Here is a 19,500-nt window from a genome sequence, read left to right on the forward strand (position 1 = left end):
GACGGGTTTGTCGGAGGCGGCAGCTAGGTTGAGGTCATGAAAAGTGATCGCGTTGTCTTCGTACATGGTGCCGGGACTTTTGGTGCAGCTGCCTGGCCCAGACAGCACGGAATGGCACGTGAGTTCGACTGCCTGTTTGTACGCCGTCATGGGTTTGATCCTGTTGCTGCTCCGCTCCCGACAGATTTCGAGGCGGACCAGCAGATCGTCGAGGAGGCACTGGAGCGAGGCGGTCATCTCGTAGCGGCGTCGCAAGGAGCCGTGTCGGCAATGATGTTGGCCGTCGAGAGGCCGGATCTTGTCCGGTCCCTGGTTCTGGCTGAGCCGGCCTGCCTGTCCCTTACCAAAGAACTGCCGGCAACAGCAGCACACCGGGAGCGGGTGGAGCCGCTTTTCATGCGCGCTGCCGAGCTGACTGATGAGGACTTCAACAGGGAGTTTGCCCGGGCGGTTTTCGGTTCTGAACCCCGGCCCCTGAACACCGCCGAAGATCGTGACCGCGCCCGGCGTCTCAGGATGCAGGCGCCTCCGTGGACGGCTCCGCTCGCTATAGTTCCCGGCGTGCCCACCCTCGTCCTGACCGGTGGTTGGGAGCCGCTCTACGAAGAGGTCGCTGAGTACCTCGCCGGGACTGGGGCGGTGCATCGCGTTGTTGGCGGAGGGCATCGTCCGCAGGACACTGAGGAAGGGAACACCATCCTTCGCCGGTTCATCCGAGACCATGCGGAAAAAGGCCCTGAACTGGGAGTTGATGCTTGACCGTACAGTGTTGCTGGGAATAACTTTAAGCTTCAAGTAGTTGGATCGAGTGAACCACACACTTGGAGGAATCATGATGACCGACGACCTGCTTCCCGCGGATACTGCAATGGGCACTGTGATGCTGAAGGTCGGAGATCTTGACCGGATGGCGAACTACTACCGGAGCGCACTTGGCCTGGTCGACACCGCAGAATCCGACGGCGGGCTGTACTTGGGACGAGCCGGCGAACGGCTGATTCACCTTGCTCCAGCCGCCGGCTTGAAGTTGCCCGATCCTACTGAAGCGGGGCTGTTCCATACCGCACTGCTTTTCAGGGACCGCGCCGATCTTGCCGCAACCGTGGCATCCGCGGCTCATGTCGCGCAGTCCGCAGAAGGCCGGTACGTGGGAAGCGCAGACCATCTGGTCAGTGAGGCGTTCTACTTCTCTGATCCCGAAGGCAATGGGATCGAACTGTATTTCGACAAGCCGCGGGAAACCTGGGACTGGACCATCAGCCAAGGAAAGCGGACCGTCGTCATGGACAATGCTCCACTTCCTGCGAGGCAATACCTGGAAAGTAACCTGACAGAGGAGTCGGTGACCAAACAGCAGCAGGCGGCCGCCGACGTCGGGCACGTCCATCTGCAGGTGGGGGATGTGCAGACGGCAGAGCAGTTCTATGTGAGTACCCTCGGGTTCGAGCGCACTGCCGGCTGGCATGGGCAGGCGCTGTTCGTCTCCGCCGGAGGTTACCACCATCACATGGCGATGAACGTCTGGAACAGTCGTGGCGCAGGCCCGCGCAAGGACACACTGGGGCTCGGGGAAGTCCTTATCCGCGTACCTACTGCGGATGAAGTCGGGGCACTGGCTGAGCGCTTGAAAAGTGCAGGTATCGAGCACCATCACACCGGCCAGGAACTGCGGTTCGACGACCCGTGGCGAAACAAGCTCAGGGTTTCAGCGAGCTGAACGTGTGCCAGGTCGCCGGGAAGCATCAACTTCTGGCACAATGGATTCGTACCCAATCTGCGCAGCCCCTCTCTCTGCGTGCGTTGTGTCCTTCAGAGCTCCCAAACGTATGGCCCGCCCCACGGGTGCAGAAACCGGAGTTCGCCCTTTTGATCAACAAGGAGTGACCACACAAGTGGCCGTAAAGATTCGTCTGAAGCGCTTCGGCAAGATGCGCGCACCGTACTACCGCATTGTCGTCATGGACTCCCGCGCCAAGCGTGATGGCCGTGCCATTGAGGAAATCGGCAAGTACCACCCCACCGAGGAGCCCTCGTTCATCGAGGTCAAGTCGGATCGTGCACAGTACTGGCTCGGCGTGGGCGCACAGCCTTCCGAGCAGGTCGCCGCGATCCTGAAGATCACCGGTGACTGGCAGAAGTTCAAGGGTATCGAGGGCCAGGAAGGCACCTTGAAGACCAAGGCTCCCAAGGAGACCTTCACGGCTCCTGAAAAGGGTTCCGTCATTGTTCCCGAGGCAATCACGCCGAAGAGCAAGAAGGCCGACGAGCCTGAGGCTGAAGCTACCGAGGCTGAGTAAGTTGCTTGCTGAAGCGCTGGAGCACCTCGTCCGCGGAATCGTGGACAGCCCTGATGATGTGCAGGTTTCCTCCAAGTCGAACCGTCGCGGTGAGACTCTGGAGGTTCGTGTGCATCAGGAAGACCTCGGCCGTGTCATCGGTCGGCAGGGACGCACGGCACGCGCATTGCGCACCGTCATTTCCGCTCTTGCGGATGGCGAGCCGGTGCGGGTAGATGTCGTGGATACCGATCGCCGCCGCTGATCAGCAGCACCTATGCCTGAAGTCCGGCCCCAACTCTCAAGGCGTTGGGGCCGGACTTTTTACTGTTTCGACACGCTCTCTACCTACCGGAGAATCCATGGATCTGCAGGTCGCCCGCATTGGAAAGCCCCACGGTATTCGGGGTGAAGTAACCGTTCAGCTCTTCACGGACGCCCCTGAGGAGCGGTTCGAGCCCGGCGCCGTCTTCCGGGTGGAGCCGGAAGCTCAGGGACCGCTCACCTGTTCCAGCGCCCGTTGGAACAAGGACATCCTGATCCTCGGATTCGAGGAGGTTCCGGACCGCAACGCTGCCGAGCTGCTGAGAGGTGCGAAGCTCTTCATCGAATCCGGTGGCACTTCAGACGACGACGGCGATGCCTGGTATGAGCACGAGCTGGTGGGACTCGAGGTGCGTGTAGGAGACGCCGTCGTCGGCCGGGTCAGCGCTCTGCGCACCCTGATGGTCCAGGACCTGCTCATCATCGAAGGCTCCGATGGTGAAGAGATTCTGGTGCCGTTCGTCGAGGAGATTGTTCCCGAGGTCGATGTCGAGGGTGGCTTTGTTGTCCTGACCCCTCCAGAAGGCCTGCTTGAGCTGAACCTCCCTGGATCGAACCAGGCAGAGTCCGATTCTGCGGAGGGCGGCAACGCTGAAGGAAAGGCAGACCGCAACTAGTGCGTATCGACGTCGTCAGCATTTTTCCGGAGTACCTGGAAGCACTCAATCTTTCACTGATCGGGAAGGCCCGGAATGACGGTCTGCTGACGCTCGAGGTCCATAATCTTCGAGACTTCACCACCGACCGCCACCGGACCGTCGATGACACACCGTATGGCGGTGGGGCCGGTATGGTGATGAAACCGGAACCGTGGGCACAGGCTCTTGAGACAGTGCGGGAAAATAAACGACCGGTCCTCATCGTCCCATCACCGGCTGGAACGGTCTTCACTCAAGCGATGGCATCGACACTGGCTCAGGAAGACCACCTGGTGTTCGCCTGCGGACGCTATGAAGGAATCGACGAGAGGGTGCTCGACTGGGCCGAAGGTTCGTTCGACGTGCTTCCGCTCAGCCTGGGCGACTACGTGTTGAACGGCGGCGAGGTTGCTGTGCTCGCGATAGTGGAGGCAGTGGCCCGGCTCTTGCCCGGAGTTGTTGGCAACCCGGAATCCCTCGTCGAAGAATCGCACTCGGATGGCTTGCTGGAGTACCCGGTGTACACGAAGCCCTCCTCCTGGCGGAACCTGAATGTTCCTGAAGTTCTCCTCAGCGGAAACCATGCGCGCATTGCGCGTCACCGGCGTGACGAGCAGCTGCGCAGGACGGCGCTGCGACGGCCGGACCTCCTCGAGAAGCTCGACCCGGCAGGCCTGGACGCGGCAGACCGCGCCGTACTCACGATGCACGGTTTCGCCGTCGTGGAGGGGAAAGTGGCACGTGCCGCCACGTCCTCGCCGCACTAGTTGCCGGATTCCGGCTGTCCCCGTCGTTGTGGCATAATTGAAGCTTGTGTCAACTGGTACGCACCTGCCACAGGGGGAGCGTAGCCAACAGTATGGCACTCCGGAATGCGCCAAAGGGCATGACGGTATCTAATCTTCAACGGCAACTGCCTGCATGCAGGTCTTGGTCGTTGTGACCAACGTGAGGGACCTGTGGCGTTCACCAGGAGCAATTTCATGCATATTCTCGACAATGTGGACGCAGCATCGCTGCGTAATGACGTTCCCGACTTCCGTGCGGGTGACACGCTCAAAGTTCACGTCAACATCATTGAAGGCAAGAACACGCGTGTTCAGGTCTTCCAGGGCTTCGTTCTCGGCCGCCAGGGCGACGGCGTTCGTGAAACCTTCACGGTCCGCAAAGTCAGCTTCGGGGTCGGCGTGGAGCGTACCTTCCCGGTGCACTCCCCGGTTATCGACAAGATCGAGGTAGTCAGCAAGGGTGACGTGCGCCGCGCGAAGCTGTACTACATGCGCAATCTTCGCGGCAAGGCTGCCAAGATCAAGGAAAAGCGCGATCCAAAGACCGCCAAGTAACTTTCTTCCTGTCTATGCCTGAATTTTCCGACGGACGGAAACCCTCCAGGCAGCCGCCGAAGCGCTGGCCCGGTATCACGGGCCGGCGCTTCGCCTTTTGTGCCGTGGCTTTCGTCTGTGTTGCCGTAGTCGCCGTCAGGGCACTGCTCGCCGATATCTTCTACATACCCTCCGGTTCAATGGAGCCGCTGCTCGAAGAAAATGATCGTGTCCTGGTTTCAAAAACCGACTACGTCTTCGGCGATATCAAGCGAGGCGACGTCGTCGTCTTTGACGGCAGGGGATCGTTCGCACCGCTAGGCGAGGGCGGACTCCAGCAGGCAATATCGGATGCAGCGCACTTCTTCGGTGTCGGCGTCTCCGGGACAAACTACGTGAAGCGTGTGATCGGCACGAGTGGAGATACCGTGGTGTGCTGCGATTCTGCAGGGCGACTGTCCGTCAACGGGAACGCCATTGCGGAGCCTTACGTTTTCCCCATGGACGAGCCGAGTGATACGCAGTTCGAGGTCGCAGTTCCAGAGGGTAAATTATGGCTCATGGGTGATCACCGTTCGGAGTCCTTTGACTCGCGCGGGCTGTTGGGCGCACCAGGCGGCGGGCTTGTCTCCCAGGAACGGGTTATTGGCCGTGCAACCCACGTGCTGTGGCCTTTCGACCGTTTCACCGCAATACCGCGCCCTGCGGATTCTTCATCGTCGGCCCGACTTTCTCCGAACGCACAGCAGAGGAACAGCAAATAATGGCTAAAGCCCACTCGGGGGCGCCGAACGACGGCGCGGGAGACCCCGCAGAGACTTCCCGTTCCACCTCCCCGGACAAAGAGGTTGCTTCCGGTGGGTCAGCCGCCCGCAGCCTCGGCAGCTGGGCGAAGGAAGTACTCATCATCGTCGCAGTTGCTTTGCTGCTTTCGTTCCTCATCAAGACGTTCCTCTTTCGCGCGTTCTTCATTCCGTCAGGGTCGATGGAAAACACCCTTGAAATCGACGATCGCATCTTTGTGAACCAGCTTGTGCCTGAGCCTTTCGAGCTCAAGCGCGGCGACATCGTCGTCTTTCGCGATACCCAGGGCTGGCTGCCCGAACCTGCGGCTGGAACGACGGACAGCAACTGGTTCAAGGATGCGCTCATCTTCGTCGGCCTCGTGCCCGATGAGTCCCAACAGCATCTCGTCAAGCGTGTCATCGGTCTGGAGGGTGACCGTGTAATCTGCTGCGATGCCGAAGGAAGGATCACGGTCAACGGGGAAGCCCTAGACGAGCCGTACCTGTTCCCGGGTGCCAGCCCGTCGGACGTGCCGTTCGACGTCACAGTGCCTGAAGGAAAGATCTGGGTCATGGGTGATCATCGGAACGCTTCGGCGGATTCACGAGCCAACACTGACAAGCCCGGTGGTGGTTTCATCGATGTGGATGACATCGAAGGTAAGGCTTCCGTGATTGCATGGCCGCTGGACCGAATGGGCTTCCTGGGAAACTACCCCGACGTGTTCGCTGACGTTCCTGAGGCACCCCAGAGCAGCACCGGGCGGGAACAGTCGGCGCCGTGACCGGAAAGGCTCCAACGCTGCGCTACGAACGCTCCTTCCTGGCCGAGGGCCACCGCTTCCTCGCCGGCTGCGACGAAGTGGGGCGAGGCGCACTGGCCGGGCCGGTGACTGTTGGCCTGGTGGTGGTCGACCTGACGACTGTGAAAGGCCTGCGGGGGGTGCGGGACAGCAAGCTTCTGAGTGCGCCTGACCGCGAAGCGCTGGTGCCAAAGATCCAACGCTGGGCGGCCTCATACGGGGTTGGGCATGCTACAGCTGCGGAGATCGACGCTACGGGTCTTATGGCGGCGCTCCGCGCCGCAGGCAACCGCGCCTGGTCGCAGGTGATACGCGAAGTACGCCCGGACGCCGTCATCCTGGACGGAAACCACAACTGGCTGGCGCCTGTTTCACAGGGATCACTTTTTGGTGACGCAGAAACTTCTTCCGAAGTCAGTTGCGATGCCCCTGTGCACACCCGGATCAAAGCCGACCTGCAGTGCTTGAGCGTCGCTGCTGCGAGTGTCCTTGCCAAGGTGGAACGGGATCGGCTGATGATCGACTTCGCGCAGGATTATCCGGGGTACGGCTGGGACGTCAACAAGGGATATGCAACGTCTGCTCACCGCGCCGCGATTGACGGGCTGGGTCCATGCGTCGAACATCGTCGGACGTGGCGTCTTGGCACCGCTATTGCGGGTCCCGGCGTGGCTGCCGGCGATATTGGGAGATGATGGGGTCATGAGTGCCGAAGATCTCGAAAACTACGAAACCGACATGGAATTGCAGCTCTACCGTGAGTACCGCGATGTCGTCAGCCTCTTCAACTACGTGGTCGAAACGGAGCGCCGGTTCTACCTTGCTAACCACGTTGACCTTCAGGCCCGTTCGGCGGAGGGGGAAATCTACTTCGATCTCACGCTGAATGACGCATGGGTGTGGGACGTTTACCGCTCGGCCCGGTTCGTCAAGACCGTGCGTGTCATCACGTTCAAGGACGTAAACGTCGAGGAGCTGGCCAAGACCGATGACATCCCACTTCCGAAGGACGGATCACTGGGGGCCTGACTCCTGCTCCACAACCGGGCAGGTTTAGTGCAGTTGCCCACATAGGAATGTAGCCGAGCGCCGCCGGTAGTCAGTTGATCCACGCTGGTACCGGAGGTGTTTTCATGAGACACAAGGACGAGCTCGGCAAACGGGGAGAAGCCCTCGCGGCGCGCTATCTTGAGGACGCAGGGCTGCGGATTATTGATCGCAACTGGCGCTGTACGCTCGGCGAAATTGACCTTGTAGCGGTGGACGGCGCCACTCTGGTGGTTGTTGAGGTCAAGACCAGGTCCTCTGAGGCATACGGTCATCCGTTAGAGGCAATCACCCCGGGCAAACTGGAACGGCTGTATCTTCTGGCATCGCGCTGGGCGCGGGCACACGACCTCCGGTTCTCCGGCTTCCGGGTGGACGCCGTAGCGATCGTGGATGGCGGCGTGGAAGAACCGGTCATCGAGCACCTGCGGGCGGTGAGCTGATGCCGCTCGGCCGCTCCTATGCTGTTTCCCTGGTGGGATTGAACGGCTACATCGTTGAAGTTGAGTCTGATATTGGTCAGACACTTCCAGCTTTCGTTCTGCTCGGGCTCCCGGATGCTTCACTGTCTGAAGCCAGAGAGCGAATTCGTGCAGCGGCGCGCAATGCCGGCCTGCCCCTCACCCGCCGGAAGATCACGGTCAACCTGGTTCCGGCGTCGTTGCCGAAGCGAGGCTCAGGTTTCGATCTCGCAATCGTCATGTCCGCTTTGGCAGCGGCGGGGGATGTGCGCAATTGTGGGCGAACCGTGTTTCTTTCCGAACTCGGCCTGGACGGCCGGCTTCGGCCCATTCGTGGAGTGCTCCCGGCAGTCATGGCTGCCGTGGAGGCCGGCTTTACGAGCGTCGTCGTCTCCAGTGGGAACGCCGCAGAAGCGGCCCTCGTCCCGAGTGCCGAGGTGAGAAGTTATGACTCACTCGCTGAGGTCGCGTTGGCGTTCGGCGCGGATCCGGCGTGTGTCGAACTTCCTGCCCCGCAGCTGTCCGAGGCTTCAGCGCGGGCAGACCAGCCCGGCGCCGTAGTCATACCGAAGGACATGTCTGACGTAGCCGGCCAGTCCGAGGCTCGTTTCGCGGTGGAAGTGGCTGCCGCCGGAGCACACAACCTGATGATGGTGGGCCCGCCAGGAGCCGGGAAGACCATGCTGGCCGAGCGCATGCCCGGCATCCTCCCGGACCTCACCGACAAGCAGGCTATGGAGGTTACCGCCATACATTCCCTGGGCAACAGTGAATTCTGTCGGGAGCTGCAACGGCGGCCGCCGTTCGAAAGTCCGCATCACACCGCCAGCGCGGCATCGATCATCGGTGGAGGCAGCGGCATACCCCGTCCGGGTGCGGCCTCCCGCGCCCATCGCGGGGTTCTGTTTCTTGACGAAGCACCGGAATACCAGCGCCGCATTCTGGATGCGCTTCGCGAACCGCTGGAGAGCGGCGAACTGGTCCTCCACCGCGCGGCAGGAACTGCCACCTATCCGGCACGCTTTCAGCTGATTCTCGCCGCAAATCCCTGCCCCTGCGGACAAGCTACAGGTAAGGGAATCGGCTGCAACTGCTCAGCTCAGCAACGCCGGCGCTACTTCGACCGCATGTCCGCTCCGCTCCTCGACCGCGTCGACCTGCAATTGGCTGTACACCGGGTCGCCCTGCAGGATTTCTCCGGCACAGCCACAGCGGATTCATCCGCTGCGGTGGCCACACGCGTTGCGGCTGCTCGAGCCGCTCAACACGAGCGGCTCAGCAAGTGGGAGCTTTCGACCAACGCGGAAGTTCCCGCGCCACTGCTGCACAACGACCTCCGGCTCACCCGAAAGGCGACTGTCTCGGTGGATAAGAAGATAGAGAAGGCAGCCATCACCAAGCGTGGCTATGACCGTGTGCTCCGCGTTGCGTGGACAATCGCTGATTTGGCGGGAAGGTCCTCGCCCAATGCAGACGACGTCACCACGGCACTGCTCTTTCGAACCCAGGAGGAGCCGGCATGACCGGCTCCGTGTGGAGCGACGAGCAGATTGCCCGCGCCGCACTGGCTCGGCTCCTCGAACCATTGGACAATGTCGGTCTGGCCCTCGTGGCCGCGGCAGGACCCGTGGAAGCACTGCAGATTGCCACGGGCGCGACAACGTGTGGTCCCCAGGTACACCGCGCGTTCCTCGAGGTGCTGGACGCAAGCGGACACCGGGTGAGGACGGATGTCCTCATCCAGGCGATCGCCCGCTGGCAAACTCGCGTCGGCGCACTCGCACCCCTCAGGGATCTGGAAACGGTTCGCAGATTTGGAGGCACCCTGCTCATCCCCGAGTCGGACTGGTGGCCGAAAGCCCTCGCGGATCTTCAGCTTGAAGAACCAATGTGCCTGTGGGTACGCGGAGACAACCCCGCGCCGATCCCTTCGCAGGAACGCGTAGTGGCGGTCGTCGGGTCACGGGACAGCACCAGTTACGGATTGGAGGTGACCGGAGATCTGGCAGCCGGTCTTGTCGCGCGCGGGTACACCGTCGTTTCCGGGGGTGCCTATGGGATTGACGCGCGAGCTCACCGTGGAGCGCTGAAGGCAGCACGGGAGGATCACCCGCTGCCGACCCTGAGCGTCCTTGCCTGCGGCATCGACCGATACTACCCCGCCGGAAATGAGGATCTGCTGCGTGAAGTAGCTCGCGAGGGACTGCTCGTGTCGGAGGTCCCACCGGGGTCCTCGCCCACGCGTTACAGGTTCCTCCAACGGAATCGGATCATCGCTGCGCTCAGCTCGGTCACAGTGGTGGTCGAGGCACGATGGCGTTCGGGAGCGCTCAGCACAGCTCATCACGCGGCCGGCCTGGGCCGCTCGGTCGGAGCGGTGCCCGGTTCTGTCCATTCCGTCAATTCAGCTGGATGTCATCGGCTCCTCCGGGAGGGTAGCGCCATCTGTGTCACAGACGCCGCGGAGGTGGCGGAGCTGACTGGCCCCCTGCTCGCCGAGCTTGAGGAAAAACGTGAGGACAAGCCGGCGCTGCACGACGGACTGGTGGTCGAGGACCTGCTGCTTCTGGACGCTCTCCCGGTTCGCTCGTCCTCAACAGTGGACAAGCTTGCGACGGTCGCCGGTCTCAGTGTTCCCGGCGTTCTTGCGGGGCTCGGCCGCCTGGAGACCGACGGGCTCGCCCAGCGAACTGACGACGGCGGATGGCGGAAGCGCTCCCGGTGAATCGTCAGCGATTCCCGCCGCAAAGCACCGCAACCCTGCAGTAATGAATCATCAAGAGAGGAAACAACCATGAACATCTTCACGATCATCGACAGTCCGATCGGGGGACTGGTCCTCGTGGCCGGGAACGACTCGCTCGTTGGGGTCTACCACGAGTATCATTCGCCGGAGCCCTCTCCGGTTCTGCTTGGATTGCCCATCCAGGCGGACTCCCAGCACCGCTCTTCCTTGAAACCTGCTCCGGAGGAGCCGCCCGCCATCAATGAAGAAGCTGCGTCCGAGGTGTTCCTTAGGACGAGTGACTGGCTTCGCGGGTACTTCAGTGGAACCGTTGCCGAGCCTTTGTCGTATGGTCTGCCCGCCGGGACGGAGTTCCAGCGTGCCGTCTGGGGAGCCGTTGCTGATATTCCGTACGGAGAAACCCGCACCTACAAAGACATCGCAGAAGGTCTGGGCAATGAACTGATGGGGCGGGCAGTTGGTGCTGCGGTACGCGCCAATCCGTTGTCCCTGGTCATACCAGGGCATCGTGTAGTGGGCGCCGGCGGAGCAATCACAGGCTATGCGGCGGGCGTCGCCGTCAAACGTGCGTTGCTCGAACTGGAAGCTACGGTTGCAGCCGGAGCGGCCGCCTGAATTCCTGCCGCGAAGGTAACGGAGCAACCAGCAGCGCCGCTTCTTTGTTCTGGGCAATTGCACTCCGCGGCGGAGAGCCTCCTTGAGAGCTGACGCATCCTGGCGCAGACTGAACCCGCTGGATCATGCGTCGCAGACGGAGCACGTCACAGACAGAACGGAGAGGGAGGCCATGAGCGGACTCTCTGGAGATAGCCTTCCACCTCCTTTCACCCGTGAAGCGGAGGGATTCATCGGCTACCTCTCCAGGGAGCGGAATCGTTCAATCCACACTGTGCGCGCTTACCGGGGAGACCTTGCGGAATTTGCATCTTTCGCGGCCGAGCGGGGTATCGCGGATCTCACGGAGGTGGATTTGAGTTGCCTGCGGGCATGGCTTGGTTCACTCGATCAGCACGGGCTCTCCAGGGCAACCATTGCCCGCCGTGCAGCAACGGTCCGCAATTTTCTCGCCTGGGCTACCCGTGAAGGTTACTTGCAAGACAACCCCGCACTCCGGCTGAAAGCGCCTCGCCGTCAGAACGGTCTACCTGACGTCCTGTCGGAATCCCAGCTGCAGCCCTTGCTGGCATCCACCCTAGAGGCGGCGCTGGAAGGCGACCCCGCAGCGCTACGCTCCCGTGCTGTGCTTGAGTTGCTGTACGGGTCCGGCATCCGTGTCGGTGAATTGGTTGGCCTGGACATCGACGACCTCGACCACGATCGACGCACTGTCCGTGTGCTCGGCAAGGGCGACAAGGAGCGCACCGTGCCGTATGGCGTGCCGGCGGCTCACGCACTCAACGACTGGCTCACACGCGGAAGAAGGCTCTGGATCGGTCCCGACAGCGGGACCGCTCTGTTCCTCGGACCAAGGGGGCGCCGCCTCGACCAGCGTCAGGCCCGGTCCATCGTGGAAAGATTGCTCGCGTCGGTCGATGGCACCGGCGCCAGAGGCCCGCACGCTCTGCGGCATACGGCCGCTACCCATCTGCTCGACGGCGGCGCGGATTTACGAGCAGTGCAGGAACTTCTCGGGCACCAAAGCCTGGCAACCACTCAGTTGTATACCCATGTCTCAGTAGACCGGCTTCGCCGAAGTTACGAGCAGGCTCACCCTCGGGCATGACCGCAGGCAATTTTTCCCATGGCGCTATGGATACTGCGGAGGTAAGTACAGTGGCGCCGTTCGCTTTCATAGGGCAGAATGATGCTAGTTCAATACTCGTGGACTGAGAGCCCCAGTGAAACGTCACTGAAAATCATCGCCACGCTGCAACTCAGGCGCTACCACCTGTAACTGAAGGTCGTTGGGGAAGACGTACCTACAGCTATGGAGGATGGAATGTCTGTTGTGATGGCGCGCGGTGTTTTGTATCTACACTCAGCCCCTTCTGCGTTGTGCCCTCATATCGAGTGGGCCGTCGGATCGGTCATTGACCAGCGCTTGGATTTGCAGTGGTCTCCGCAGCCTGCTGCGCCCGGAATGTTCCGCGCGGAACTCTCCTGGGTTGCGGCGCAAGGGTCCGGGGCTAAGCTGGCTTCTGCCCTGCGGGGGTGGGCGCACCTCCGTTACGAGGTAACCGAAGAGCAGAGCGCCGGCGCTGACGGCGGCCGCTGGTCGCATACCCCGGAGTTGGGCATCTTCCACGCGACCACCGATGTCCACGGCAATGTCATGGTCACCGAAGATCGCATCAGGTATGCATACGAGGCTGGTGCCGGTGATCCGGCGGCCGTCTACCACGAACTTTCGCTTGCACTGGGTGAATCATGGGATGAGGAACTGGAACCGTTCCGGCATGCCGGAGAGGGAGCTCCAGTCCGCTGGCTGCATCAAGTCGGCTAACTGATTCGCTTGCGCTTCGAGGCAATGCGGCCCGGGTACCAGTTGGTACCCGGGCCGCATTCCTGCTCTGCGTCACTTCCCGCAGGTTAGACGTTCTTCACCACGATGACCGCATTGTGGCCGCCGAAACCAAAGGAGTTGCTGAGCGCCACGACATCACCCGAGGGCAGATCGCGTGCGGAGGTGACCACGTCCAGCGGAATCTGCGGGTCCTGGTTCTCGAGGTTGATGGTAACCGGTGCCCGTCGCTCATAGACGGCGAGCACGGTCATAACCGCCTCAACAGCACCGGATGCTCCAAGCAGGTGCCCTGTCTGCGACTTGGTAGCCGAAACAGCCACTGACTCCACCTGGTTGCCCAGCGCGGTCTTGAGGGCGACATACTCCGGCTGGTCCCCGACAGGCGTGGATGTGGCGTGTGCATTGACATGCACAATATCGGACGGCTGAACACGCGCGTCGAACATCGCTGCCTTCAGAGCCCGGGTAGCACCGAGCCCCCCGGGATCCGGCGCAGTGATGTGATACGCATCCGCGGTGACGGATGTTCCCGCCAGTTCCCCATAGATTTTTGCGCCGCGCGCAAGAGCATGCTCCTCCGCCTCGAGTAGCAATGCTCCTGCGCCCTCGCCCATGACAAAGCCGTCGCGGTCCACATCATAGGGGCGGGAGGCGTGCTCGGGATCATCATTGCGGCGAGACAGAGCCTGCATGGAAGCAAACGCCGCAATCGGCATCGGGTGGATAGCGGCTTCCGCGCCACCGCACATGACCACGTCGGCTTTTCCGGACCGGATCAGTTCAAGTCCCTGATGAAGGGCTTCGGTTCCGGATGCGCACGCGGACACGGGAGTATGTGCCCCCGCGCGGGCCCCCAAATCAAGACTCACTGCTGCTGCCGGGCCGTTGGGCATGAGCATGGGAACCGTCATCGGCAGGACTCGCCGCGGTCCCTTGGCCCGGAGGGTATCCCAAGCATCCAGGAGGGTCCACACGCCTCCGATTCCGGTAGCGAAAGCCACGGCGAAGCGATCGTGGTCAACCTCTTCGATCCCGGAGTCGCGCCATGCTTCACGCGCAGCAATGACCGCGAACTGGGTGGAGGGGTCCATTCGCTTGGCCTCCACGCGGGAAAGGACTTCGCTTGCCGGAGTCGAAACCTGGGCGGCGAAAGTGACCGGTAGCTCGTACTCGGCGACCCAGTCGGCCTCGATGGTGCGCGCGCCGGAGACGCCCTTCAGCGCGTTTGCCCACATGGTGGGAACATCGCCGCCGATGGGGGTGGTGGCGCCCAAGCCGGTGATGACTACTTTGCGTGCCATGGTTCACTCTCTGATGCGTCGTTGTTTCCGTGTGGAAAATGTGCCTGATGAGGCGGCGATGGCGACTTCAGGAAGCCACCGCCGCACGCCACTAGGACTGTGCGTTGGCGATGAAATTCACTGCATCGCCGACGGTCTTGAGGTTCTTGACTTCCTCGTCCGGAATGCGCACGCCGAACTTCTCCTCGGCGTTGACAACGATGGTCATCATGGAAATTGAGTCAATGTCCAGGTCGTCGGTGAAGGACTTGTCCGTCTCCACGGACTCGGGCGCCAAACCGGTCTCTTCGTTGACGATTTCTGCCAGTCCTGCGAGGATCTCTTCGTTGCTAGCCATGATGGCTCCTTTTCTTTGAGTCCGGTGTATCCGGATCGATTCGATCAGACCGCACGGTGCGGGCTGAAGTGGAAAACTACGGGAGCACAACCACCTGGGCTCCAAAGACGAGCCCGGCCCCGAACCCAATCTGCAGGGCAAGACCTCCGCTAAGGTCTGGGTTCTCGGACAACAGGCGATGCATTGCAAGGGGAATCGAAGCAGCGGAGGTGTTGCCGGCATCGACAATATCCCGAGCGACAGCCACATGCTCGGGCAGTCCCAACTGTTTCACCATCTCGTCAATGATCCGGATGTTCGCCTGGTGCGGGACGAAGGCAACGAGGTCCTCTGCTCGGATTCCGGCGGCGTCGAGCGCCTGCTGCGCCACTTTCGCCATTTCCCAGACCGCCCACCGGAAAACGGTCGGGCCGTCCTGGCGCATGGTGGGCCAGATTGCGGATTCCGCGGCTGAGGCCAGCGCTTCCGGGCCGCCCGAAAGCGCCGCAGAAGAGAGTTCACGCACATCGAGCAGCGAATGCGTCATACGAATCGATTCGTGCTTGCTGCCGTCCGAGCCCCATACAGAAGGGCCGATGCCGGGCGAGTCCGAGGGACCAATGACAACTGCTCCGGCTCCATCACCAAGCAGGAAGGAAATAGTGCGTTCCGTGTTGTCAATGAAATCGGAGAGCTTCTCCACGCCAACCACGAGTACGTAATCGGCAGTTCCCGCGTGCACCAGAGCATCGGCCTGGGCAATGCCGTAGCAGTAACCGGCGCAGGCCGCCGAGATGTCATACGCCGGCGCAGGGGTAGCCCCCAGGCGGTCAGCCAGTTGCGCGGCTGCGGACGGGGTTGCGTACGGATGTGTGACGGTCGAGACCAGCACAGCGCCCAGCTGCGAGGCTTCGATACCTGCATCCGTGAGAGCGGCCCGCGCTGCTGCTTCTCCCATATCGATGACACTGGTGTCCTTGTCAGCCCGGTGACGCGTGACGATCCCCGTTCGTTGACGGATCCATTCGTCGGACGAATCGATCCACTGGCAGATGTCCTCGTTTGTGACAATTACCTCGGGACGGTAGATGCCCAGGCCGTGAATGCGGGTGTGCTCGCGCAGTGTGGACTGTTTGAGGGTAGGTGTAGTCACGCGTTTCCTTTGACGATGGGGGCGTCCGCCGGGGGAGCGGTGCGCGAATGCTCTTCCATAAAGTCCCGCGCGTTGTCGATGTCCTCAGGCGTTTTGACTGCGAGGCTGGCTGTGCCGCGCATCCCGCGTTTCGCCAGCCCTGTCAGCGTACCCGCGGGCGGAAGCTCAAGCACTCCCGAGACGCCCATGTCCTGAAGCCGCTGCATGCACAGGTCCCATCGAACGGGACGGGAGATCTGCGCGATCAGGCTATCAAGGTTCAGCTCCCCGGAGGCGACTGGTTCGCCGTCGTAGTTGGAAAGTAGCGTGGCGAGGGGAGCCGTGGGTGAAAGTGAGGGCCGAAGAGCTTCAAGGGCTTCTACCGCGGGAGCCATGTGGTGGGTATGGAAGGCACCCGCCACCTTGAGTGGGATTACGCGCGCTCTCTGTGGCGGGTCGGCAGCAAGTGAAGCCAGCTGATCGAGTGTGCCGGCCGCAACAATCTGGCCGCCGCCATTGGCGTTCGCAGCGGTAAGTCCGTGCCGTTGCAAAGTGTCAGCGACATCGGCGGGCTCCCCGCCCAGAACAGCGCTCATACCGGTCGGCGTGGCGGCGGCTGCCGCCGCCATTGATTGCGCACGGGTGCGTACCAGCGCGACTGCGTCCTGCTCGGTCAGTGCGCCCGCGACGGCGGAGGCGGTCAATTCACCCACCGAGTGCCCGGCCACGACTGTGGCGGAGGTCAACGGTGTAGTACCGAGAAGCACACGGACAGCGACCAGGCCAGCAGCAACGATGAGCGGTTGTGCCACTGCCGTATCCCGGATGGTTTCTTCGTCAGAAACAGTGCCGTGCCGCACCAGGTCGACACCGGCGGATTCGCTGAGAGCCGCCAGATGCTCGCGTACACCCGGGAGATCGAGCCAGGGATTGAGGAATCCGGGGGACTGGGAGCCTTGTCCAGGGCAGAGAATTGCAAGCACGTATCAAGCTTTCCAAATGGGCGGTCAGAAGCAGGGTGTTCGGGTGCACGAAGCTCCCCGAGCCACTTTGTAGGAAGTCTACAACGATGCCGTCCGATCCATTCGTGTCGACGGACGCTCCGCTGCACCTCTGGGCGGCGGAGAGAGACGGCCGATGACGAGGGCCGTCTGGAGAACAAAAGCCTCGCGTGGAAGCAGCGGATCCCACCCCGTGATGTCGCACACGCGCCGCAGGCGGTAACGCACCGTATTGGCATGGACGAACAGTTCGCGGGAGGTAGCTTCCAGGGAATGTCCGAGGGCGATGTACGCCGAGAGCGTCTCCTCAAGACCGTTCTGCGCACTGGCAAGAGGGCGGTAGATGTTTCGCAGCAGCGCCTTGCGGGCCGTTTCGTCGCCGGAAATGACGCGTTCCGGCCATAGATCGTCGGCAGCTACCGGACGTGGGGCCGACGGCCACGCGCGCGCGGCCGTGAGCCCCGCGAAGGCGGCCTGGGCGGAACCGCTGGCGGCAACGAGGGAAGCTGATTCAGGCCCATAGACTACTGGGCCCGGTCCGAAAAGCTCGCTCAGCCGGGAATAGGAGTTATCGCGGTCCTGGACGCCTCCGAGGACAAGGATGAGGCGATCCCCCTGGATACCGACCAGGGTGTCTTCCGCCAGCCGGCCTGTTGTGCGGCGTAGCTCATTAAGGAACATGGCATTCGGTTCAGCGGGAGAGCTGCCAACCATGACCGTGATCGGTGCCTGGGACTTCCAGCCCACCGCAGCGATCCGGGAGCGCAGTGCGTCGGAGCTTTCTCCCCGCAGAATGGCGTCCACCACCAACGCTTCAAGCCGCGTATCCCATGAACCGCGCGTTTCGGCCGCCCGGGCATAGACATCGGCTGCCGCAAAAGCGACCTCTCGGGAGTACCTGAGCACGGCCTCCCGAAGCGGCCACTGGTCGGCGTCCGCGGCAAGGTCAGGAACCTGATCCTCCACTACCTGCACGACGACGCGAATGAGCTGGAGAGCTTTCTGGAGACTGATGGAACGCGTGAGTTCGGTGGGGGCAGTCCCGAATACATCACTGAGGACCCAGGCAGGGGAGACCGGCTTCTGATACCAGGTGACGAAGGATGCGATGCCCTTCTGGGCGACCAGGCCAAGCGCGGACCGCTCGTCGGGACGCAGATTGCGGTACCAGGGAAGGGAAGAATCCAATTGTTTCAGGGTGGCCGTCGAAAGCGCGCCGATCTGTGTCCGCAGCCGGTCTACCGTCGCCGGATCCGGAATGGGCAGGGATGTTCCGCGCGGCGGAGTGGGCGATGCCATTGAACGAGCATACGGCTCTGCCACCCAAGGCTCCATTTTGTACGAAGGCTACAAAGGAACGGCTTAAGATACGAGCAGGATCCGCCGGGCTCACATGGATGCCGGCGGACCCTGCTCGAACAGAAAGGGTTAGGAGTCTCCGCCCGCGTTGCCCGTTGTTCCCGCGTTGACGTCGAGGAGCGCGTACTTCTCGATTGCCTGGCGCGGAGCGTCTGCGTCTACCTCTCCCCGCTTCGCGAGGAGCTCAAGAGTGCGTACGACGACGGAGTGGGAGTCGATCTTGAAGTACCGCCTGGCTGCGGCGCGTGTGTCTGAAAAGCCGAACCCGTCCGCTCCGAGTGTGGCGAAGTCCTGCGGCAGGAACTGGCGGATTTGATCCGGAACAGCCTTCATGTAGTCGGTGACGGCCACGATCGGTCCGGGTGCGTCGCCGAGCCGCTTGGTGACGAAGGGAACGCGGGCCTCTGCATCGGGGTTGAGGAACGCCTCCTCCTCGGCGGCGAGTGCGTCACGCCGCAGCTCCGTCCACGAGGTCACCGACCACACATCGGCGGAGACATTCCACTCCTCGGCAAGAATGCGCTGCGCCTCGAGCGCCCACGGGACGGCCACGCCGGAGGCCAGGATCTGTGACCTCGGAGTATTCTCCGCGGAATGCCCGTCCTTGAGCTTATAGATGCCGCGGAGCAGCCCGTCCACATCGAGGTTCTCCGGCTCTACCGGCTGGATGATGGGCTCGTTGTAGACAGTGAGGTAGTACATGACGTTGGGATCGGCCCCGGAGACTGCGTTGCCGTTACCGTACATCCGCTCGAGGCCATCGTGGACAATGTGCCCGATCTCGTATCCGTAGGCCGGGTCGTAGGTGATGACGGCGGGGTTGGTGGAGGCAAGGATGGGTGAGTGTCCGTCGGCGTGTTGGAGGCCTTCGCCGGTGAGGGTGGTACGGCCTGCGGTGGCGCCGATGATGAACCCGCGGGTCATCTGGTCACCGGCTGCCCAGAAGGAATCTCCCGTGCGCTGGAATCCGAACATCGAGTAGAACACGTAGATCGGAATCAGCGGCTCGCCCTGCGTGGCGTACGCCGTGCCAGCCGCGGTGAACGCAGCAACTGATCCGGCTTCATTGATGCCGGCGTGGAGGATTTGGCCTTGAATCGATTCCTTGTACGCGAGGACCAGGTCGCGGTCTACCGAGAGGTAGTTCTGGCCCTTGGGGTTGTAGATCTTCGCTGTCGGGAAAAAGGCATCGATGCCGAACGTCCGGGCCTCGTCCGGAATGATTGGCACCACCCGCTTGCCGAACTCCTTGTCCCGCATGAGGTCCTTGAGGAGGCGGACGAAGGCCATCGTGGTGGCGGCCTGCTGCTTCCCCGAGCCGCGCTTGGCCACTTCATAGGTCTTGTCTCCCGGGAGGGCGACCTCTGAATGCTTGGTACGGCGTTCCGGTAGGTACCCTCCGAGGGCCTTGCGGCGTTCGTGGAGGTATTTGATTTCGGGGGAGTCGGGTCCGGGGTGGTAGTAGGGCGCGTTGTAGAGGTCGGCTTCGAGTGCTTCGTCGGGGATGGGGATGCGCAGGTGGTCG

General features: G+C 62.2%; 23 protein-coding genes. 17 read left to right on the top strand and 6 right to left on the bottom strand.

Translation table 11 applies throughout. The annotated features are described in order from the left end of the window. Positions 1 to 36: 36 nt before the first annotated feature. From ABFX19_RS09520 to ABFX19_RS09600, 17 genes are all read left to right on the top strand, one after another. Positions 37 to 759, top strand: a complete 723-nt coding sequence (locus ABFX19_RS09520) for an alpha/beta fold hydrolase (RefSeq protein ID WP_346028196.1) — start codon at positions 37 to 39, stop codon at positions 757 to 759. A gap of 73 nt (positions 760 to 832) precedes the next feature. Further along, positions 833 to 1,717: a VOC family protein gene (locus ABFX19_RS09525; protein ID WP_277357241.1), complete on the top strand. Its 885-nt coding sequence runs from the start codon at positions 833 to 835 to the stop codon at positions 1,715 to 1,717. A 175-nt stretch (positions 1,718 to 1,892) separates the two neighbouring features. Next, a complete protein-coding gene (gene rpsP / locus ABFX19_RS09530; protein ID WP_056548307.1) occupies positions 1,893 to 2,297 on the top strand; it encodes a 30S ribosomal protein S16 in 405 nt (134 codons plus the stop codon). Between the two features lies 1 nt (position 2,298). Further along, complete coding sequence (locus ABFX19_RS09535; protein ID WP_026543804.1) at positions 2,299 to 2,541, top strand: RNA-binding protein; 243 nt, start codon at positions 2,299 to 2,301, stop codon at positions 2,539 to 2,541. 97 nt (positions 2,542 to 2,638) lie between these two features. Next, a complete protein-coding gene (rimM, locus tag ABFX19_RS09540) occupies positions 2,639 to 3,217 on the top strand; it encodes a ribosome maturation factor RimM (RefSeq protein WP_277357242.1) in 579 nt (192 codons plus the stop codon). Further along, positions 3,217 to 4,005, top strand: a complete 789-nt coding sequence (gene trmD, locus ABFX19_RS09545; RefSeq protein ID WP_346028197.1) for a tRNA (guanosine(37)-N1)-methyltransferase TrmD — start codon at positions 3,217 to 3,219, stop codon at positions 4,003 to 4,005. The genes rimM and trmD overlap by 1 nt, the downstream gene beginning before the upstream one ends. Before the next feature lie 216 nt (positions 4,006 to 4,221). Continuing rightward, positions 4,222 to 4,581, top strand: coding sequence for a 50S ribosomal protein L19 (gene rplS / locus ABFX19_RS09550; protein ID WP_056548310.1), 360 nt, complete (start codon positions 4,222 to 4,224; stop codon positions 4,579 to 4,581). 104 nt (positions 4,582 to 4,685) lie between these two features. Then, positions 4,686 to 5,324: a signal peptidase I gene (lepB, locus tag ABFX19_RS09555; protein WP_277357244.1), complete on the top strand. Its 639-nt coding sequence runs from the start codon at positions 4,686 to 4,688 to the stop codon at positions 5,322 to 5,324. Further along, a complete protein-coding gene (gene lepB, locus ABFX19_RS09560; RefSeq protein ID WP_277357245.1) occupies positions 5,324 to 6,130 on the top strand; it encodes a signal peptidase I in 807 nt (268 codons plus the stop codon). Before lepB (ABFX19_RS09555) ends, lepB (ABFX19_RS09560) begins: the two co-directional genes overlap by 1 nt. Continuing rightward, positions 6,127 to 6,843, top strand: a complete 717-nt coding sequence (locus ABFX19_RS09565) for a ribonuclease HII (protein WP_277357246.1) — start codon at positions 6,127 to 6,129, stop codon at positions 6,841 to 6,843. Before lepB (ABFX19_RS09560) ends, ABFX19_RS09565 begins: the two co-directional genes overlap by 4 nt. 7 nt (positions 6,844 to 6,850) lie before the next feature. Further along, positions 6,851 to 7,177 carry a DUF2469 domain-containing protein gene (locus ABFX19_RS09570; RefSeq protein WP_056548317.1) on the top strand — a complete coding sequence of 109 codons (327 nt, stop codon included), beginning with the start codon at positions 6,851 to 6,853 and terminating at the stop codon, positions 7,175 to 7,177. 104 nt (positions 7,178 to 7,281) lie between these two features. After that, positions 7,282 to 7,638, top strand: a complete 357-nt coding sequence (locus tag ABFX19_RS09575; RefSeq protein WP_056548318.1) for a YraN family protein — start codon at positions 7,282 to 7,284, stop codon at positions 7,636 to 7,638. Beyond that, positions 7,638 to 9,179, top strand: coding sequence for a YifB family Mg chelatase-like AAA ATPase (locus ABFX19_RS09580; protein WP_346028198.1), 1,542 nt, complete (start codon positions 7,638 to 7,640; stop codon positions 9,177 to 9,179). Before ABFX19_RS09575 ends, ABFX19_RS09580 begins: the two co-directional genes overlap by 1 nt. Next, entirely contained in the window at positions 9,176 to 10,381 is a 1,206-nt protein-coding gene (dprA, locus tag ABFX19_RS09585; RefSeq protein ID WP_277357248.1) for a DNA-processing protein DprA, read from the top strand. The genes ABFX19_RS09580 and dprA overlap by 4 nt, the downstream gene beginning before the upstream one ends. A gap of 69 nt (positions 10,382 to 10,450) precedes the next feature. Next, a complete protein-coding gene (locus ABFX19_RS09590; protein WP_277357249.1) occupies positions 10,451 to 11,017 on the top strand; it encodes a methylated-DNA--[protein]-cysteine S-methyltransferase in 567 nt (188 codons plus the stop codon). A 172-nt stretch (positions 11,018 to 11,189) separates the two neighbouring features. Beyond that, a complete protein-coding gene (locus tag ABFX19_RS09595; protein WP_346028199.1) occupies positions 11,190 to 12,125 on the top strand; it encodes a tyrosine recombinase XerC in 936 nt (311 codons plus the stop codon). A 216-nt stretch (positions 12,126 to 12,341) separates the two neighbouring features. Next, positions 12,342 to 12,845 (top strand): DUF3145 domain-containing protein, encoded by a 504-nt coding sequence (locus tag ABFX19_RS09600; protein ID WP_346028200.1) that lies wholly within the window; start codon positions 12,342 to 12,344, stop codon positions 12,843 to 12,845. A gap of 86 nt (positions 12,846 to 12,931) precedes the next feature. On the opposite strand, the gene fabF is transcribed toward ABFX19_RS09600, so the two are convergent. The 6 genes from fabF to ABFX19_RS09630 form a co-directional block, all read right to left on the bottom strand. Further along, positions 12,932 to 14,167, bottom strand: a complete 1,236-nt coding sequence (fabF, locus tag ABFX19_RS09605; protein ID WP_056548327.1) for a beta-ketoacyl-ACP synthase II — start codon at positions 14,165 to 14,167, stop codon at positions 12,932 to 12,934. 91 nt (positions 14,168 to 14,258) lie between these two features. Continuing rightward, complete coding sequence (locus ABFX19_RS09610; RefSeq protein WP_056548330.1) at positions 14,259 to 14,504, bottom strand: acyl carrier protein; 246 nt, start codon at positions 14,502 to 14,504, stop codon at positions 14,259 to 14,261. Between the two features lie 76 nt (positions 14,505 to 14,580). Next, entirely contained in the window at positions 14,581 to 15,636 is a 1,056-nt protein-coding gene (locus ABFX19_RS09615; protein WP_277357251.1) for a beta-ketoacyl-ACP synthase III, read from the bottom strand. Continuing rightward, positions 15,633 to 16,598 carry an ACP S-malonyltransferase gene (locus ABFX19_RS09620; RefSeq protein ID WP_277357252.1) on the bottom strand — a complete coding sequence of 322 codons (966 nt, stop codon included), beginning with the start codon at positions 16,596 to 16,598 and terminating at the stop codon, positions 15,633 to 15,635. Before ABFX19_RS09620 ends, ABFX19_RS09615 begins: the two co-directional genes overlap by 4 nt. 78 nt (positions 16,599 to 16,676) lie before the next feature. Beyond that, complete coding sequence (locus ABFX19_RS09625; protein ID WP_346028201.1) at positions 16,677 to 17,915, bottom strand: PucR family transcriptional regulator; 1,239 nt, start codon at positions 17,913 to 17,915, stop codon at positions 16,677 to 16,679. A 129-nt stretch (positions 17,916 to 18,044) separates the two neighbouring features. Further along, the coding region (locus tag ABFX19_RS09630; protein ID WP_428831028.1) for a transketolase-like TK C-terminal-containing protein at positions 18,045 to 19,500 on the bottom strand (1,456 nt) is incomplete at its 5' end.

The organism is Arthrobacter parietis, from assembly GCF_039530425.1.
Lineage (GTDB): Bacteria > Actinomycetota > Actinomycetes > Actinomycetales > Micrococcaceae > Arthrobacter_D > Arthrobacter_D parietis.

What these genes read in the sequence shown, in the direction of transcription:
- ABFX19_RS09520 (WP_346028196.1), top strand. Translation starts at nt 37, where the DNA reads ATGAAAAGTGATCGCGTTGTCTTCGTACATGGTGCCGGGACTTTTGGT.
- ABFX19_RS09525 (WP_277357241.1), top strand. Translation starts at nt 833, where the DNA reads ATGATGACCGACGACCTGCTTCCCGCGGATACTGCAATGGGCACTGTG.
- rimM (WP_277357242.1), top strand. Translation starts at nt 2,639, where the DNA reads ATGGATCTGCAGGTCGCCCGCATTGGAAAGCCCCACGGTATTCGGGGT.
- rplS (WP_056548310.1), top strand. Translation starts at nt 4,222, where the DNA reads ATGCATATTCTCGACAATGTGGACGCAGCATCGCTGCGTAATGACGTT.
- lepB (WP_277357245.1), top strand. Translation starts at nt 5,324, where the DNA reads ATGGCTAAAGCCCACTCGGGGGCGCCGAACGACGGCGCGGGAGACCCC.
- ABFX19_RS09570 (WP_056548317.1), top strand. Translation starts at nt 6,851, where the DNA reads ATGAGTGCCGAAGATCTCGAAAACTACGAAACCGACATGGAATTGCAG.
- ABFX19_RS09575 (WP_056548318.1), top strand. Translation starts at nt 7,282, where the DNA reads ATGAGACACAAGGACGAGCTCGGCAAACGGGGAGAAGCCCTCGCGGCG.
- ABFX19_RS09580 (WP_346028198.1), top strand. Translation starts at nt 7,638, where the DNA reads ATGCCGCTCGGCCGCTCCTATGCTGTTTCCCTGGTGGGATTGAACGGC.
- dprA (WP_277357248.1), top strand. Translation starts at nt 9,176, where the DNA reads ATGACCGGCTCCGTGTGGAGCGACGAGCAGATTGCCCGCGCCGCACTG.
- ABFX19_RS09590 (WP_277357249.1), top strand. Translation starts at nt 10,451, where the DNA reads ATGAACATCTTCACGATCATCGACAGTCCGATCGGGGGACTGGTCCTC.
- ABFX19_RS09595 (WP_346028199.1), top strand. Translation starts at nt 11,190, where the DNA reads ATGAGCGGACTCTCTGGAGATAGCCTTCCACCTCCTTTCACCCGTGAA.
- ABFX19_RS09600 (WP_346028200.1), top strand. Translation starts at nt 12,342, where the DNA reads ATGTCTGTTGTGATGGCGCGCGGTGTTTTGTATCTACACTCAGCCCCT.
- fabF (WP_056548327.1), bottom strand. Translation starts at nt 14,167, where the DNA reads ATGGCACGCAAAGTAGTCATCACCGGCTTGGGCGCCACCACCCCCATC.
- ABFX19_RS09610 (WP_056548330.1), bottom strand. Translation starts at nt 14,504, where the DNA reads ATGGCTAGCAACGAAGAGATCCTCGCAGGACTGGCAGAAATCGTCAAC.
- ABFX19_RS09625 (WP_346028201.1), bottom strand. Translation starts at nt 17,915, where the DNA reads ATGGCATCGCCCACTCCGCCGCGCGGAACATCCCTGCCCATTCCGGAT.